The sequence below is a fragment of the Aquitalea palustris genome, assembly GCF_003693445.1.
In the GTDB taxonomy this organism is placed as follows: Bacteria; Pseudomonadota; Gammaproteobacteria; order Burkholderiales; family Chromobacteriaceae; genus Aquitalea; species Aquitalea palustris.
On record NZ_RFAR01000068.1, the window covers coordinates 30295 to 44355 of the forward strand.

A 14061-nucleotide genomic window follows, 5' to 3' on the forward strand; every position below is an offset into this window, starting at 1 on the left:
ACGCGATGCCCAAGGCATAACACTCAGGAATCCGCATGTATCCCTATCTGATCATCAAACATGCCCACATGGGCCTGGCTTACCTCACCATTTTGCTGTTTGCCGTGCGCGGCGGGCTGATGCTGGCCGAGCAGCAGCGCATTCTGGCGCTCAAGCCCTTGCGCATCCTGCCGCATGTGATCGACACCCTGTTGCTGGCGCTGGGGGTGACCCTGGTGGTGATGGGCGGCTGGCCGGTGCTGCAAAGCCCGTGGCTACTGGCCAAGATCGGTGGTTTGCTGCTTTATGTGCTGCTGGGCACCATCGCTCTCAAGCGTGGCCGTACCAAGCAGATACGCAGCATCGCCCTGCTGGCCGCCCTGCTGGTGGTGGGCTATATCGTGCTGGTGGCCAAAACCAAGCTGGCGCTGCCCTTCTGATCATGCACAGCGCGCCGCTGCCCGTCGGCGCGCTTCCCCGCTCCCCACCCGGCTTGACCCAGAACAAGTCCCGCGCCACATCGCTCTGCTACTGTCTGGCGGTTTCAATCGCTGACACCAAGCCATCATGCCTGCCACACGACCTCTGCCGGAGCTGGTTTGCCCGGCGGGCAGTCTGCCCGCCCTCAAGGCCGCCGTGGACAACGGTGCCGACACCGTCTACCTCGGCCTGAAAAACGACACCAATGCCCGTAATTTCGCCGGGCTGAACTTTGACGACCGCACCGCGCGCGAGGGCATACGCTATGCCCATCAGCATGAGCGCAAGGTCCTGCTGGCCATCAACACTTATGCCCAGGGCGGCGATATCAGCCGCTGGCATCGCGCCATCGACGAAGGGGCGGATCTGGGCGTGGACGCCATCATCCTGGCCGATATCGGCCTGATGGAATATGCCCGCCGCCGCTACCCCGAGCTACGCCTGCACATGTCGGTGCAAAGCTCGGCCACCAATTACGAAGCCATCAATCTGGCACAAGAGCTGTTCGATATCCGCCGCGCCGTGCTGCCACGGGTGCTGACGCTGGATCAGGTAAAACAGGTCATCGACCACACCCGGGTGGAAATCGAAGTGTTCGGTTTCGGCAGCCTGTGCGTAATGGTGGAGGGCCGCTGCCTGCTGTCCAGCTATGCCACCGGCGAATCACCCAATAGCCACGGAGTCTGTTCGCCGGCCAAATTCGTACGCTGGGAACACGGCAGTCAGGCGCTGGGCGCCCGGCTCAATGGCATCCTGATCGACGAATACCAGCAAGGCGAGCCAGCCGGCTACCCCACGTTGTGCAAGGGGCGCTTCGAAGTGGAAGGCGATACCTATTACGCACTGGAAGAACCCACCAGCCTGAACGTAATGGCCATGCTGCCGCAAATCATCGATATCGGCGTGGCCGCCATCAAGGTGGAAGGCCGCCAGCGCAGCCCGGCCTATGTGGCACAAGTCACCCGCACCCTGCGCGAAGCACTGGATACCGCCGGACGCGAGCCGCAGCGCTTCTCGGTGAAACCGGGCTGGACCCAGGCATTGTCCAAGCTGGCGGAAGGCCAGCAGCAGACCCTGGGTGCCTATAACCGGCCATGGAAATGAATGAACGCGTGCCGGCAGGCTCGCACGCCATGCCGGCCCAACAAGCAGGGCTGATATGAATACATTGCAACTGACGCTGGGGCCGGTACTGTTTTACTGGTCCCGCGACGATATCCTGCGGTTTTACAGCGAAGCTGCCGACTGGCCGCTGGAAACCATCTATCTGGGTGAAGCCGTCTGCTCGCGCCGCCAGCAGCTGCGCGGCCAGGACTGGATCGCCCTGGGCAAGGAACTGGCCGAAAGCGGCCGCCAGGTGGTGTTGTCCAGCCTGGCACTGATCGAGAGCGAGTCCGACCTGCGCCGCCTGCGCAAGCTGGTGGAAAACGGCGAGCTGCAACTGGAAGCCAACGACCTGGGCGCAGCGCGGCTGGCACAGCAGCAAGGACGACCCTTTGTCGCCGGTCATCACCTGAATATCTACAATGCCGATACCCTGGCCCTGCTGCAGTCGCTGGGGGCACGGCGCTGGATTCCGCCGGTGGAAATGGACCGCGACACGCTGGCCGCCGTGCTGCAGCAAGTCAGCAACAAAGGGCTGGATATCGAAACCGAGCTGTTCGCCTGGGGCCGCCTGCCACTGGCGCTGTCCGCCCGCTGCTTTACTGCACGCCACTACAATCTGTCCAAGGACGATTGCCAGTTCCGCTGCCTGGAGCATCCGGACGGGCTGCGGCTGAATACCCGCGAACAACAGGCCTTCCTCACCATCAACGGCATCCAGACCATGTCGGACGGCTGCCACTCCTTGCTGCCGCACCTGGCCGACATTGCCGCCATGGGCGTGCGGGCCGTGCGCATCAGCCCGCAGTGGCAGCACACCGAGCGCGTGGTGGCGGGCTACCAGCAAGCCATCCAGGCGCTGAACAGCCCGCTGCACACCGACATCGATCTGGCACCCTACGCCGACAGCCGCCTGGTGGATGGCTACTGGCGTGGCGAAGCCGGCATTGCCGCCATTGGAGAAGCCCATCATGCGCATTCCTGAACTCACCCTGCCTGCCAGCATGGCCAGCCTGCTGGGCCGGCTGCCGGCCACCCCGCCCTGCTGGGCCTTGGTGACCACGCTGAATCAACTGAAAAAGCGCGACATCCTGCCGGCCGACATGAGCTTGCTGGCCGGCCACAGCTTTGAAGTACACGTACAGGATGCCGGCCTGCGACTGGGCTTTTCTGCCGACGAAAAAAACTTCAAGGTGGCCAGCGTCGGCGATACGCCAGACCTGCGGCTGTCGGCCAATCTGGCGGACTTTGCCCGCATGATGCTGCGCGAGGAAGATCCGGACACCCTGTTTTTCAATCGCAAGCTGATCATCGAAGGCGATACCGAGCTGGGCCTGATCGTGAAAAACCTGCTGGACAGCGTGGACTGGAGCAGCACCCCGCTGCAGCGTTTCATGGCCGTATGAAAGCGGCAGCAAGCTACCACGCAAAAAGCCCGGCATAGGCCGGGCTTTTGACTGTACTGCAAAGCGGAATTCAGGAAACCAGCTGCGCCGCCGCCTTGCGCTTGGCCGACAAATCCAGGCCAGGCAAATCAGCCATTACATCCGGGTGATCGGCCAGCTTCTCAACCACGAAATCGACAAACACGCGGGTGCGCGGTGCGATATGGTCGCGATGCGGGAAGCAGATGTAAATGGAACGCTCCAGCGATACCACATCGGTCAGTACCGCTTCCAGCTCGCCATTGCGGATCAGGTGCACCACTTCATGCCCTGGCAGCTGTGCTACGCCCATACCCAGACGCGCCAGCTCGCATACCGCTTCCATCTCGTTCAGGGTATAGGTGCCGGTCACTTCCAGCGGAATACGCTCGCCCTTGCGATCGAACTCCCACTTGTACAGGCGGCCCGAGGTGGGGAACTGGAAGTTGATGCAGTCGTGATTGCTCAATTCTTCAGTGGTCGCCGGGCGGCCATGCTTGTCCCAGTATTCGGGAGAAGCCACCACGTATTGCGGAATCTGTGCCAGATTACGCGCCACCATGCGGCTGTCCGGCATCATGCCGATGCGCACTCCCACATCGTAGCCGTCTTCGATCAGGTCGCTGAAATGGTCGTCCAGGCCAAAGAACACCCGGATCTTGGGGTAGCGTTCGCAGAATTCGCCCATGATGGGCAAAATGAAGCGGCGACCAAAAGAGTTGGGCATGCTGACGCGCAGATGGCCGGCCGGTTCATCCCGGCTGGCCTTCAGCTGGTTGATGGCCGAATCGAGATTGTTCACCGGTCCGCGACATTGCGCATAGAAACGGCGTCCATCCTCAGTCAGGGTCAGCTGGCGGGTAGTCCGGTTAAACAGGCGAACCTCCAGCTCCTGCTCCAGTCGCGCAATGCTTTGACTGATAGCCGCTGGCGATACCCCCAGTTTTCTTGCAGCATCCGAGAAACTGCCATTCTCGGCGGTGGTCATGAAGACCATCAAGGCTTTTAAAGTATCCATAGCTGAAACGTTCCCTGAGCGGCATTGAACTCATGCGACCGACTGCTGCACGGCATTCCCCGCCCCGGCTGCATGATTTGCCAACTTCATTATTAAGTAGTTCTTCTTTAAAAAGCGTACACCATATCCAGTGAATAATGAAGTTTGACTTACGTTTCCGGCCTTAAATGCCAGTAATCTGTTTCAAAATTCACAATTTTCTGGAGTCTTTTGGCACAGATAAGCCAAATTCGCACTGATTTTAAAATACCGCCAACAACTTGCCATTGGCATTTAATATCAATCACGACAAACCATGCTCCACCATCAGCACAGCCACACGCCCGCCAGATGGCCTCTCACCGTCAGCCATGCCCTAGGCCAAGATCAGGCGGATGGCATGCGCTCACCAATCAATATTGTTCAAGACTGCAACAAAAGATAGTTCTAGCTTAAACAAAGCTGATCCACCGCAGTACTGCATTTGATGCCCCCGGGAGAAGAGCGACATCATTCTGCCGTACAGCTGGCAGGCCAATCCTGTGCAATATCAAACAGCATCACCACAGCGGCATGTCCAAGGCACCGCGTGCGCCAAGTGCATGGCCATGATCTGGATCCGCGCCAGCAACATCCCTGCCCGCACCGCATACCCGGCTTTTTTGCTCTATTTGGCGCACTGCCCCTCCTGTCCCGGCGTACAGCTACACACCTTACCCTCAGCCGCAAACTGCCAACAAGCCAGCCACCGCATTTGCCACCGCCTGGATGGTGTTCTCAGGAAAAAGCATCCACCCTCCACGGAAAATTCCGCACAATCTTACTGAACATAGAGAAATTACTTATTCAGCATAGCGATCGCTCTACTTGGACCTTTACCTACTGGTTTCGCCTGCTGGCTGCTTAATAAACTCCAGACCAGCCAGCAAGCATCGCTAGTGGAGTCCGGCGCTCAAACAGCCACGCCTTCATGATGAACGCTGGAACATTGCAAGCGGACCACCGTCTTGGCCACCCGACAATGAAGGTCACGTCATCATGCACAGCAAGCTTCCCTTTGCTCATCCCGTACCGGGTAATTTGTCCCCGGCCAGTCAGAAGACACTGCTGGACTGGATTCATACCGTCGGCCAGATCGAGACCGAAAACGAACTCAAGCTCTATCTGGACCACCTGCAATCGCAATTGCCGACCAAGCACATGGTGATCACCCTGGGACGCATCAACCAGCACCAACAGCTGCACCGGGTGGAAAAAGTGGTGAATGTCAGCTTTCCGGAAGAATGGGTAGAGCACTACATGAGCCACAATTACATCAGCTGTGACCCGGTGCTGCGCTCGGTCATGGGGCAGGGCCCCATTCATTGGGCCGACAAATTTTCCCGAGCCAAAGGCCAACAGGAAAAACAGTTCATCCAGGAACTGACCTCCATCGGCATGGGTAACGGTATCAGCTTCAGTGCCCTGTCCGAACGGCAGAACCTGGTCTGCGTGCTGTCGGTTTCCGGCAGTGAAATCGGCAAGGACAGCCAGCTCACCGAAATGCTCAACAGCCTGCTGCTGCACCTGCGTCAGGCCGCTGGCCGGGTGGCCAATCTGGCACCCGCCGCCCCCGCCGCCATGCCGCTGTCGCAGCGCGAATTCGATATTTTCCACTGGATGAGCCATGGCAAGACCAACTGGGAAATTGCCACCATTCTGGGTATCAGTGAACGGACGGTGAAATTCCACGTTGCCAACATCATTCGCAAGCTGAATGCCAACAACCGCACCCACGCCATCGTCATCGGCCTGCAACTGGGGCTGACCACGGTCGCCGGCACGATGTAGCCGGCGGCAAGATAGCAGAGCAGGCACTACAGCCAGTAACGGCACAAACAGCTTGCCGCTACAATCGTCGCTCCAATGGCAACAGCGCCGTATCCGTGCGGCGCGGCGCTGCCAGCGGAGTTTCAATCTGCAAGTCTCTTCTTGATTGACCCATGCACTCACCTGAAACATTCGGCCCCGGCTTCACGGGGCCTTTTTTTGGCTGTGCGGCATGGGCGGTCACCGTCCGTGCTACCGCTATTCCGTGCGCCATCACCCGACTCTTCCAGCCAAAACCCTGTCACAAGGCGGGGCGATTTGTTACAGTCGCTGCTCCTGCTGATTCCTTTGCCTACCGGCCATGAATGCCTTTACCAGTTGCAACCCAGCCACCGCCGAGGTGGTGTTTACCCGTCCTGGCTGGAGCCAGGCCCAGCTTGATGATGCCCTGCAGCGACTGAAGCGTGCCCAGACCAGCTGGGCGGCCCTGAGCGTGTCCCAACGCGCCGAGCGCATGCTGCAATTGGCCGTGCAACTGGAAACCCACCGCGAACAACTGGCGGCGCTGGTGACACTGGAGGTGGGCAAACGCACCGCTGAGTGCCTGGCTGAAATCGACAAGTCGGCGCAGCTGATACGCTATTACGCCGAGTTGGCCCCCACCCTGCTGGCTCCCCAATCCATTCCCACCCAGGCCAGCCAGAGCGGTGTTGCCTTCGAGGCGCTGGGCTGCGTACTGGCGGTGATGCCGTGGAACTACCCGATCTGGCAACTGCTGCGTTTTGCCGTACCGGCGCTGATGGCAGGTAATACCTGTCTGGTGAAACCCGCGCCCTCGGTACCGCAATGCACCCAGTTGCTGCTGGAGCTGGTGCACGGCGCCGGGCTGGATTGCCTGGACATCGCCTGGATCGATCACGAGCTGGTGGAAGAAGCCATCCGCCGCAGCGACGCCGTGGCCTTTACCGGTTCCACCCATACCGGGCGCATCATCGCCAGCCTGGCTGGCAAGCATCTGAAGAAGACCGTACTGGAACTGGGCGGCAGCAATCCCTTTATCGTGCTGGCCGATGCCGATGTCGAAGCCGCCGCGCAGGATGCGGTCAATTCGCGCTTCCGCGATGCAGGCCAAAGCTGTAATGCGGCCAAGCGCATGATCGTGGTGCCGGAAATCGCCGAGCAATTTGTTGCCGCCTTTGTTGCTGCTGCCAGCACACTGCGCCCGGGCGACCCGCGCGACCCGGCCACCACGCTGTCGCCACTGACCCGGGCCGATCTGCGCGAGGCACTGCATGCACAGGTGCTGGATGCCTGTCATCAGGGCGCCAGCCTGCTGCTGGGTGGCCAGTTGCCTCCGGCACCCGGCTTCTTCTATCCGGCCACGGTGCTGGATCATGTGCATGCCGGCTGTCGTGTCTATCACGAAGAAGTCTTCGGCCCGGTGGCCAGCATCCTGCGTGCCCGTGACGAGGCCGATGCCATCCGCCTGGCCAATGACACGCCGTTTGGCCTGGGCGCCTCCATCTATACCGCAGACACCACCCATGGCTGGGAACTGGCGCGGCAGCTGGAAGTGGGCAGCGTCTTTCTCAACCGCCACACCAGCTCGGATTTGCGCCTGCCCTTTGGCGGCGTGAAAGCCTCTGGCTATGGGCGCGAGCTGTCGGAGTTCGGCCTGTATGAATTCGTCAACGTCAAAACCTATTGGCAGAAATAAGCAGCACGGCGGCCAGGGCGGCGATGCGCTACACTGGCCGGCTGTTCCGCTCCTGGCCGCCCTGCACCGTTTGTCATGAAGTTTACTCTGTCATCCACCGCCATTCTCGCCGGGCTGGTCTTGCTGGCCTGCCTGGGCTATTTCGGTCTGATTGCCACCGCCCCACCCTTGCTACAGGATAGTGTCGCTGGCTGGCCGCGTTCCATCCTGCTGGCCTTGCTGCTGTTCCTGCTGTTTTTCGCGGTCACTCTCTGGCATATCCGGGCGCAAGACCGAAAGTCCGCCAGATGAGTCCGGCCACGGTTTTCTTCCTGTTATTCATTGCCGCCAGCCTGCTGCTGACTCGCCGGGCAGCACGCCTCACCCGTTCTGCCGATGACTTCTATACCGCCGGCGGACAATTACCGGCCTGGCAAAATGGCTTGGCACTGGCGGGAGATTTTCTGTCGGCTGCCGCCTTTCTCGGCTCCATCGGCATGTATCTGGGGCAGGGCTACGATTCCCTGGTGTATGCGGTAGGCACGCTGGCCGGCTGGCCGCTGTTGATGCTGCTACTGGCGGACAAACTGCGGGCACTGGGGCGCTACAGTGTGGCCGAGGTAGTTGCCAGCCGTTTTGACGCGCGCTCGGTACGTCTGATGAGCATCATCAGCTCGCTCACCATCACGCTGTTTTATCTGATCGTGCAACTGGTAGGCGCTGGCAAGCTGTTGCAGCTGCTGTTCGGCCTGCCCTATCTGGCCGCAGTCGGGCTGGTGGTGCTGCTGATGGTACTGCAAGTGGGGCTGGGCGGCATGCTGGCCACCAGCTGGCTGCAGATGACCAAGGCCGCGCTGATGCTGCTGTGCGCGCTGCTGCTGGCCGGCGGTGTGCTGCAACGCTTTGGCTACAGCGCGCCGGCCCTGTTTGCCCAGGTAGACCGGCTCAGCCATGGTCAGGCGCTGCTGCCAGGCAAGTCTCTCTCCGACCCACTGGATGCGCTGTCACTGGGCCTGGGGCTCAGCCTGGGCCTGCTGGGGCTGCCGCATATCCTGCTACGGTTTTTCACTGTGGCGGATGGCCGAGCCGCCCGCCACTCGGTGGGCTGGGCTACCGGCATCGTCGGCCTGTTTTTCCTGCTGAATATCTTTATCGGCTATGGCGCACTGGTACTGGTAGGGCCTGCTGCCCCATTCCATGACGCCGCCGGCAAGCTGCTGGGTGGCGGCAATATGGCGGCGCTGCATCTGGCCGCGCTACTGGGTGGGCCATGGCTGCAGGCACTGATTGCCGGCGTGGCCTTTGCCACCATCCTGGCGGTGCTGGCCGGGCTGGCCATGGCGGGTGCCAGTGCCATCAGCCACGATCTGTATGCCTTGTGGCTATGCCGTGGTCAGGCCGATCCGCAGCGGGAATGGCAGCTGTCGCGGCTGGCCACCCTGCTGCTGGGCGTGGCTGCCGTGCTGTTGTCCACCCTGTTCCAGAATCTGAATATCGCCTTTCTGGTGGGCCTGGCCTTTGCCATCGCCGCCTCCAGCAATTTCCCGGTCCTGCTGCTGACCCTGCACTGGCGCGGCCTCACTGCGCGCGGGGCGCTGGCTGGCGGCTGCTGCGGCATGCTGGCGGCGCTGGGGCTGATCATCTCCGGCCCTACCGTGTGGGTGGGCATGCTCGGCCATGCCCGGCCGCTGTTTCCCTATGCCAACCCGGCGCTGTTTTCCATACCGCTGGCCTTTGCCGCTGCCTGGCTGGCCTCGGTCCTCGACAAGACGCCGGGACGCAGCATTGACGCGGCGCAGCCACGCGCCGACACTGCCAACCAAGCTCCAGTCTCATCCGGGCCAGCCATGCAGCAAACCGACTGGCCGCCGGCACAACACCGCAATAGAAAAACCACATGACCACACTGACTCTGTACGGCAACTGTTTCTCCGGCCATAGCTACAAGGTGCGCCTGGCACTGATGCTGGCCGATGTATCCCATGATTACGTTCATGTCGACCTGGCGCTGCCGCGTGCCGAACGCGCCGAAGACTTCCGCGCTGTCAGCCGCTTTGGCGAAGTGCCGGTCTTGGTGGCTGATGGCACGGCGCTGTGCCAGTCCAATGCCATCCTGCAATGGCTGGCCGACAGCTACGGCCGGCTGGACGGCGCGCCGGGCGAGGGCCAGCTGGTACGCGAGTGGCTGTGCTGGGAGAGCAACCGCATTGGTTTATCCCTACCGAATCTGCGCCTGGCACGCAAGTTTTTCCCGCAGCCGGTTGAGGTCACTGCCTGGCTGGAGCAACGGGTGCGCGATGATCTGGCCGTGCTGGACAGCACCCTGAGCGCGCACAATTATCTGATCGGTGCCACGCCGACCATCGCCGATCTGTCGGCCAGTGCCTATCTGTGGTGGCTGGGCGATGCCGGGCTGGACATCGCCGGCTGGCCGCATGTGGCGGCCTGGCTGCAGCGCATCAGCCAGCTGCCCGGCTGGCAGCATCCGGACGAATTGATGGCGGCGGACATTCCGGACTGAAGCAAACACGGGGAAGCGTGATGGAACGGCCATCCTGCATCAAACACTGGCGCGAGCTGCAACAGCCGGACAAGGCCAGTTATCCGGACAGCAGCGAGTTGCTGTCCATCGGCGCGCCGCTGGGCCGCTTTTTTGGCCTGCAGCGCATCGGCATTCATCACGAACTGCTGCCGCCGGGCCGTCGCACCTCCTGGCCCCATGCCGAAAAGACCGAAGACGAATTCGTCTACGTGCTGGAAGGCGAACCGGATGTCTGGCTGGATGGTGTGCTGCACCGCCTGCAGCCCGGTGACACGGTGGGTTTTCCCGCTGGCAGCGGCATCGCCCACAGTTTCCTCAACAACACCGCACACGATGTACGGCTGCTGTGCGTGGGCGACCGCGACCGCGACGACAACCAGCTGCACTACCCGCTACACCCGGCGCGCAATCGCGCGCTTGGCCCCCGCCACTGGGATGATTGCCCCGGCCAGTTGCAGGGCGGACACGATGGCCTGCCGGATGCCCTGCGTGCACAACAGGAGCATGACTGACATGCACCAGTTTCTTGACGCCGTGGCTGCCATCATCGGGTCCGCACATCTGCTGACCCAGCCGCAGGATACCGCACCCTACACGCTGGACTACCGTCGCCGCTATCAGGGCCGGCCACTGGCGGTAGCCCTGCCCGGCAGCAAGGCAGAGGTAGCCGCACTGCTGCAGCTGTGCCAGCTGCAGCGGGTGGCCGTGGTGCCACAGGGTGGCAACACTTCTACCTGCGGTGCCGCCACGCCGGACACTTCCGGCCGCCAGCTGGTAATCGGCCTTGGCCGGCTTAACCGTCTGCGCGCCCTCGATACCGCCAACAACAGCATCACGGTGGAAGCCGGCATGACGCTGGCCCAGGTACAGCAGCTGGCGGCGGACGCCGGCCGGCTGTTTCCGCTATCGCTGGCCAGCGAAGGCAGCTGCCAGATCGGCGGCAACCTGTCGACCAATGCCGGCGGGCTGGCCGTGCTGCGCTACGGCACCATGCGCGAACTGACGCTGGGGCTGGAAGTGGTGCTGCCTGATGGCCAGGTGCTGCATCAGCTATCTGCCCTGCGCAAGGACACCAGCGGCCTGGACGTAAAGCAGCTGTTTATCGGGGCTGAAGGCCAGCTGGGGCTGATTACTGCCGCCACGCTCAAGTTGTTCCCGCTGCCCACGGCCCACGCCACTGCGCTGCTGGGGGTGACCAGCAGCCAGGCGGCCATCGACCTGCTGTCGGCCTTGCGCCAGGCTTTTGGCGACCGGCTGACTACCTTTGAAATCATGTCGCAAGCCTGCCAGCAACTGCTGGAGAAATACCATCCGGGCCAGTTGCCCTTCATCCAGCCGTGGGCGGTGCTGGCCGAGCTGTCCGACAGCGGCGACAGCCATGCGCTGCAACAAAAACTGGTGGACTGGCTGGCGACCCAGGACATTGCCGACGGTGTGCTGGCGCATAGCGAGGCCGACAGGCAGCAGCTATGGCAGCTGCGCGAGGCCATGTCGGAAACCCAGAAGCGCGATGGCGCCAGCATCAAGCACGATATCGGCGTTCCCAGCTCGGCCATTCCGGCCTTCCTGGCAGAATGCGAGACTGCGCTGACCGCAGCCTTTCCCGGCGTGCGCATCATCGCCTTCGGTCATGCCGGCGATGGCAATCTGCATTACAACATCAGCTACACCCGGCCGGACAATGCGCATTTGTTTGAGGATGAGGACAGTGTCAACGCCATCGTCTACGACCAGGTGTATCGCCATCAGGGCACGCTGGCGGCAGAACATGGCGTGGGCCAGCTCAAGGGCCACTGGCTGCAACGCTACAAGGACCCGGTTGCCCTGCAGCTGATGCGCAGCATCAAACAGCTGCTGGATCCGCACGGGCTGATGAACCCCGGCAAGTGGTTGTCCGGCAGCGGCGACTAATCCAGTGCCGCCAGATCGGCGGCCAGCCGGGCCAGCAGGCCCGGCCAGTCGCCCGCCTGCTGCTGACGATACAAGCGCAGCGCCGGATACCACGACGTATGCTCTCCCTCCCAGCCCCAGCGCCAGTCGGTATGGCTGGCCGACAACAACAGCCAGCACGGCAACCCCAGGCAACCCGCCAGATGGGCCAGCGCAGTATCCACCGTCACCAGCCCATCCAGTTGCGCCAGTAGCCCCGCCGTATCTGCCAGATCCGCCAGCCCATCCTCGCCGGCCCGCCACTGCGGCCATTGGCCCAGCCATGTCTGCTCACCGGCCTGCACCGGCAGTTGCAGGCTGAGCCACTCGATATGCGGCAGTTGCAAGAGCGCATCCAGCAAGCGGACATCCGGCAGCGAACGGAGATGATCAAAGGGATGCCGGGCGTGGCCACGCCATACCAGGCCCAGCCGCAGCTTGCGCTGTGGGGCCGGCAGCCTGGGCGGTGGTGGCAGGACAAATCGTGCTGGCGGCGTGCGCGCCGGATCAGGCTGCAACAGCAGCGGCAAACTCATGGAAAACACATGGCAATCATGGGCCGGCAAGGCCATGTCCAGACTGGTGAGCGGCAGGAATTGCACCGGACAGCTCAGCGCCATGCTGTGCAACAGACGCATCAGCTCCGGCCGGCACACCACGGTCAGACGCGCAGCCTGCAACAAGGGCAGATAGCGGCAAAACTGCAGGGCATCGCCCAGCCCCTGTTCCAGCCATACCAGCAGATGCCGCCCGGCCAAGGACTCGCCCTGCCAGCGCGGCGAAGCAAGACATGGCACGCCCAACTCAACCGGCGGGCGCAGCAGGCGGGCTTCCTGTGCCTGCCAGCCTTCATGCCAGCGCCCCTGCGCCAGCAGCAAATAGCCCAGATTCTGCATATAGCGTGGCTGTTGCGGCTGGAGCGCTACCGCCTGCTGCCAGGCGGCTTCGGCACGCTCGGCCTGCCGCAGCTCGCTGCAGGCCAGTCCCCAGATGGATGCCTGGTAGGCATCCGCCTGGGCAAGCGGCACATATTGCTGCAGCAAACGCATGGCCTCCCTGGCCATGCCTTGTTGCAGACAAGCCGCCGCCAGTGCCACCGCCTCTGCTCTCGTCAACAGGGGCAAATGCAATGCCCGCTGCAACAGCTCCGCAGCCGCCAGCCATCGCCGCTGTCGCTGGTACAGCAGCAGCAGATCGTGCAGCGCCACCACATGATCGGGCCGCAAGCGCAACAAACGACGCCAACAGGCTTCCTCCTGCTGCGTGCGGCCATCTTGCTGATAACGCCGCGCCAGGCGGTACAGGCTGTCCTGGTGTCGCGGGTTGCGCGCCAATTCCGCCTGGTAATGCAGCACGGCCTGGGCCGTGTCGCCGCCGTCCTCATTCAGGCAACCCAGGTTGTAATGGGCGTCGGCCACTGCCGCATCCAGTTGCAGCGCCTGCTGCCAGCATTGGCGGGCCAGCTCGCCCTGCCCCAGCCTGGCCGCACAGACGCCCAGCAGATTCCACATCGGCGCATTATCCGGCTCGGCCTGCAGGCAATCCTGTGCGGCCAGCAAGGCTGCGGGCAGATTCTGCTCGGCCAGCAGGGTTGCAGCACGCAGGGCCAGTGGCGACAGCATCATCAAACAGCCCTCCGTGCATGGGAACAGATGGTAAAAAGCCGCCCGTAGGCGGCTGCGCTAGTGCATTTTAGCGGCTTACAGCCGGAACTTGGCAAACTCGCCATTCATCTGCCCAGCCTTGCCGGCAAGGCCCTGCAAGGTATCGCTGGCCTGCTGCAGCAGGCTGTCGTTTTCCAGCACCCGGCTGTTGATCTGCTCCGAGCTTTGGGCAATCAGCGTGCTGGCATTGTGCTGTTCCTGGGTGGAGTGGGAAATCTCCGACATCTTGCTCACCACTTCCAGCATGGAATGGCGGATGGACTGGATGGTGGCCACCGCCTGCTGGGTGAGCAGCACACCATCGTTCACCACGGTCACCGTCTGCTGCACATCGCCCACCGCCTTGCCGGTTTCGCTGCGAATGGCGGTCACCATGCCGGCAATCTGCACCGTAGCCTGGGCCGTGCGCTCGGCCAGCTTGCGCACTTCGTCGGCCA

At 62.4% G+C, this 14061-nt stretch carries 14 protein-coding genes; 11 read left to right on the forward strand and 3 right to left on the reverse strand.

Annotation, left to right across the window (positions count from 1 at the left end; genetic code table 11):
* Positions 1–35 precede the first annotated feature (35 nt).
* From EAY64_RS15585 to ubiT, 4 genes are all read left to right on the forward strand, one after another.
* A complete protein-coding gene (locus EAY64_RS15585; protein WP_103525662.1) occupies positions 36–419 on the forward strand; it encodes a SirB2 family protein in 384 nt (127 codons plus the stop codon).
* A gap of 127 nt (positions 420–546) precedes the next feature.
* Positions 547–1563 (forward strand): ubiquinone anaerobic biosynthesis protein UbiU, encoded by a 1017-nt coding sequence (ubiU, locus tag EAY64_RS15590; protein WP_103525663.1) that lies wholly within the window; start codon positions 547–549, stop codon positions 1561–1563.
* A 55-nt stretch (positions 1564–1618) separates the two neighbouring features.
* Positions 1619–2548: a U32 family peptidase gene (locus tag EAY64_RS15595; protein WP_103525664.1), complete on the forward strand. Its 930-nt coding sequence runs from the start codon at positions 1619–1621 to the stop codon at positions 2546–2548.
* Positions 2535–2969, forward strand: coding sequence for a ubiquinone anaerobic biosynthesis accessory factor UbiT (ubiT, locus tag EAY64_RS15600; protein ID WP_103525665.1), 435 nt, complete (start codon positions 2535–2537; stop codon positions 2967–2969). The genes EAY64_RS15595 and ubiT overlap by 14 nt, the downstream gene beginning before the upstream one ends.
* Positions 2970–3039: 70 nt before the next feature.
* On the opposite strand, the gene EAY64_RS15605 is transcribed toward ubiT, so the two are convergent.
* Positions 3040–4005: a LysR family transcriptional regulator gene (locus EAY64_RS15605; RefSeq protein WP_103525666.1), complete on the reverse strand. Its 966-nt coding sequence runs from the start codon at positions 4003–4005 to the stop codon at positions 3040–3042.
* 1017 nt (positions 4006–5022) lie between these two features.
* Between EAY64_RS15605 and EAY64_RS15610 the strand changes: the two genes are divergently transcribed.
* The 7 genes from EAY64_RS15610 to EAY64_RS15640 all read left to right on the forward strand — a co-directional run bounded on the left by EAY64_RS15610 (position 5023) and on the right by EAY64_RS15640 (position 11942).
* Positions 5023–5814 carry a LuxR C-terminal-related transcriptional regulator gene (locus EAY64_RS15610; RefSeq protein ID WP_103525667.1) on the forward strand — a complete coding sequence of 264 codons (792 nt, stop codon included), beginning with the start codon at positions 5023–5025 and terminating at the stop codon, positions 5812–5814.
* Positions 5815–6154: 340 nt separating this feature from the next.
* Positions 6155–7510 (forward strand): aldehyde dehydrogenase family protein, encoded by a 1356-nt coding sequence (locus EAY64_RS15615; protein WP_103525668.1) that lies wholly within the window; start codon positions 6155–6157, stop codon positions 7508–7510.
* Positions 7511–7585: 75 nt separating this feature from the next.
* On the forward strand, positions 7586–7801 hold the full coding sequence (locus EAY64_RS15620; RefSeq protein WP_103525669.1) for a DUF485 domain-containing protein: 216 nt from the start codon (positions 7586–7588) through the stop codon (positions 7799–7801).
* Entirely contained in the window at positions 7798–9390 is a 1593-nt protein-coding gene (locus EAY64_RS15625; protein ID WP_103525670.1) for a sodium:solute symporter family transporter, read from the forward strand. The genes EAY64_RS15620 and EAY64_RS15625 overlap by 4 nt, the downstream gene beginning before the upstream one ends.
* Positions 9387–10010: a glutathione S-transferase family protein gene (locus tag EAY64_RS15630; RefSeq protein WP_103525671.1), complete on the forward strand. Its 624-nt coding sequence runs from the start codon at positions 9387–9389 to the stop codon at positions 10008–10010. The genes EAY64_RS15625 and EAY64_RS15630 overlap by 4 nt, the downstream gene beginning before the upstream one ends.
* Before the next feature lie 20 nt (positions 10011–10030).
* The gene (locus tag EAY64_RS15635; protein ID WP_103525672.1) at positions 10031–10543 is read left to right on the forward strand and encodes a cupin domain-containing protein; all 513 of its coding nucleotides are present in this window, start codon (positions 10031–10033) and stop codon (positions 10541–10543) included.
* A 1-nt stretch (position 10544) separates the two neighbouring features.
* The gene (locus EAY64_RS15640) at positions 10545–11942 is read left to right on the forward strand and encodes an FAD-binding oxidoreductase (protein ID WP_103525673.1); all 1398 of its coding nucleotides are present in this window, start codon (positions 10545–10547) and stop codon (positions 11940–11942) included.
* On the opposite strand, the gene EAY64_RS15645 is transcribed toward EAY64_RS15640, so the two are convergent.
* Complete coding sequence (locus EAY64_RS15645; protein ID WP_103525674.1) at positions 11939–13585, reverse strand: tetratricopeptide repeat protein; 1647 nt, start codon at positions 13583–13585, stop codon at positions 11939–11941. The two genes, EAY64_RS15640 and EAY64_RS15645, sit on opposite strands and share 4 nt — an antisense overlap.
* 75 nt (positions 13586–13660) lie before the next feature.
* The coding region (locus tag EAY64_RS15650) for a methyl-accepting chemotaxis protein (RefSeq protein WP_233566498.1) at positions 13661–14061 on the reverse strand (401 nt) is incomplete at its 5' end.